Source organism: Anaerophilus nitritigenes (assembly GCF_004138215.1).
GTDB classification, from domain to species: Bacteria; Bacillota; Clostridia; order Peptostreptococcales; family Thermotaleaceae; genus Anaerophilus; species Anaerophilus nitritogenes.
Genome location: NZ_RYYS01000106.1, coordinates 1 through 2,006 on the forward strand (window position 1 = coordinate 1; position 2,006 = coordinate 2,006).

The window sequence follows — 2,006 nt, forward strand, 5'->3', positions numbered from 1 at the left end:
TAATAATGTATGATTTTAACAATAGCTGTAAATAATACTGCTAAAGTGATTGTAAATATTTTCGTTCTTTGCTTTTTTATGTTGCGGGGAATATATCCCCGCTTTATCCAAATAATAGGTCTTATCATATGGTCCTCCTAAAATTGCATTATAATTTCGCTTCTGTTTTGCTTAATCTTTTCATTGCTTTGACAAAATCATCTGTAGTCAATTGTTCTAATGTTTCTTTATGATATGCTCTCGCTATTACTGTTTCATCTACGTTTTTAGAGTTAGCTATTTCTTTTAAAGTATTTAATTGAGGAATAGTTATATCATTTGTAGGTAAAGCCCATCCTGGTAACTCTGGACTGCCTTTCATTCGATATGATCTTCCTTGTTGTTCTATCTCAATCCATTTACTAGGAACATCATAAAGGTATCTTCCTATTCCCCATTGATAAGCTGCTCTTTTCATTGCATTGGAAAGTCCACCTTTTGTTTCTTCAAAGTCTGTGTCTTCTGCACCATCCCATTTAGTAATCCATTCCTCTTTATCATCATCCCAAACACTTATTCCACATAATTGTTTATTATCTGCTTTCCATTCTTTAAATTCATTTTTCCACCCGTTCATTCCAAATACTTCATCTAATCTGTTTTGAATCGCTCTATTTGATATATAAGCCAATGCTAACCCTTTTGTTTTTTCTTTGTTTGTACTGCCTATTCGCCACCTTATATCTGATATATTAAAAGGCTTCATCAACTCTTTTTTGATTTTATCCCAATCCATTTCAATCCTCCTTAATCCAATCACCGCTAAAAAACCACTCTATAAATTCTTGTCTTTCATAATCATCACAAATAACTTTTTCTAATGCATACACAAAAGCATCTTCTTCATAAATTGCTTTCCCACGATTTTGATTTATACCTATATACATTTAGGTTCTTCCTCTTTTCCATCACTATCTATGTTTTGTGGTACTCCTTCTATATCAATGCTTTCGTCAACTGGATTTATTTCTATTGAAATGCTACAATGTTTCCCTTCATAAGATGATGTTTCTGGTATAGCTTTTAATAATAAATCTCCAAGCTCTTGACCTGCTATAGTAATAATTTTTAATGTCTCACTAACTTTTATAGGTACACAATTTGCTGTTATCTTCATTTTTTCTCCCCCTTGTATAAAATCTTGAAAATCTGCTATAATACTACTAATTAATGTTTTTTGTAGTGACCTTTCTCAGATTGCCGTCTGATAAGGTCTTTTTTTCTAGTTGTCCAACTTTTCATCAAACCCAACAAACCTTCCTTTATTACAAATTGCAATTAATCCTGCTTCTTGATACAGTCTTTCTAATGTTTCAACACTAATCATTTATTGCACCTTCTTCCTCAAAATACTCTCCAAACATCTTTGAATTACATTCATTACAGATATACTGCTTTTTAAAATCTAGACTCGATATGATTTCTTCTGAATCTTCTTTGAATATTGGTTTCTTACAAAATGCACATTTTGTTTTATGCTTCATGTTCTATCCTCCTTTAGTTTTTTGCCCCCCTATGGTAAAATTTTATAGAAAGGGGATGGAATTGTATGAGTATTGTCGAAAATGAAATTATAGATTTTGATAAAATTGTAATAAATCAGTTCCAAGTCAAAATACTCAAATTACTAAAACGTAAAGATCGTTTAAACATTTATCAAATCCATGGTTTTTTTAACTTTATTGATTTTGAAAAATTAATAATAGATTTACAGGACTTAGAAAGAAATAGTCTTATACTTAAAGACAAAATAGGTTCCAAACCAGATGATTATAAAATTACAATCTATGGTAATAAATTTTTAATTTTTCTTAAAAAACAACACTATAGAAATTTAGGTATAATCATTACTGTTATATCTTCTTTGCTTGGAATACTTACTGCTGTATTACATTTATTAGGGCATTTATAGCATTTATTAAACAAGTTATTGATAAAAAAATATTTAATTTATATTGGAATCTCAT

The 2,006-nt window shown here is 29.6% G+C and carries 5 protein-coding genes; 1 reads left to right on the forward strand and 4 read right to left on the reverse strand.

The window, feature by feature from the left end; all coding sequences use genetic code 11:
• Positions 1 to 148: 148 nt before the first annotated feature.
• The 4 genes from EK368_RS14385 to EK368_RS15035 all read right to left on the reverse strand — a co-directional run bounded on the left by EK368_RS14385 (position 149) and on the right by EK368_RS15035 (position 1,523).
• Positions 149 to 775 (reverse strand): Rad52/Rad22 family DNA repair protein, encoded by a 627-nt coding sequence (locus EK368_RS14385; RefSeq protein WP_129600866.1) that lies wholly within the window; start codon positions 773 to 775, stop codon positions 149 to 151.
• 1 nt (position 776) lies between these two features.
• A complete protein-coding gene (locus tag EK368_RS15030; RefSeq protein ID WP_165000478.1) occupies positions 777 to 926 on the reverse strand; it encodes a hypothetical protein in 150 nt (49 codons plus the stop codon).
• Positions 917 to 1,156 carry a hypothetical protein gene (locus tag EK368_RS14390; RefSeq protein WP_129600868.1) on the reverse strand — a complete coding sequence of 80 codons (240 nt, stop codon included), beginning with the start codon at positions 1,154 to 1,156 and terminating at the stop codon, positions 917 to 919. Before EK368_RS14390 ends, EK368_RS15030 begins: the two co-directional genes overlap by 10 nt.
• A gap of 202 nt (positions 1,157 to 1,358) precedes the next feature.
• Complete coding sequence (locus tag EK368_RS15035) at positions 1,359 to 1,523, reverse strand: hypothetical protein (protein ID WP_165000479.1); 165 nt, start codon at positions 1,521 to 1,523, stop codon at positions 1,359 to 1,361.
• Positions 1,524 to 1,588: 65 nt separating this feature from the next.
• Between EK368_RS15035 and EK368_RS14395 the strand changes: the two genes are divergently transcribed.
• Positions 1,589 to 1,951 carry a hypothetical protein gene (locus EK368_RS14395; protein WP_129600870.1) on the forward strand — a complete coding sequence of 121 codons (363 nt, stop codon included), beginning with the start codon at positions 1,589 to 1,591 and terminating at the stop codon, positions 1,949 to 1,951.
• Positions 1,952 to 2,006: the final 55 nt, after the last annotated feature.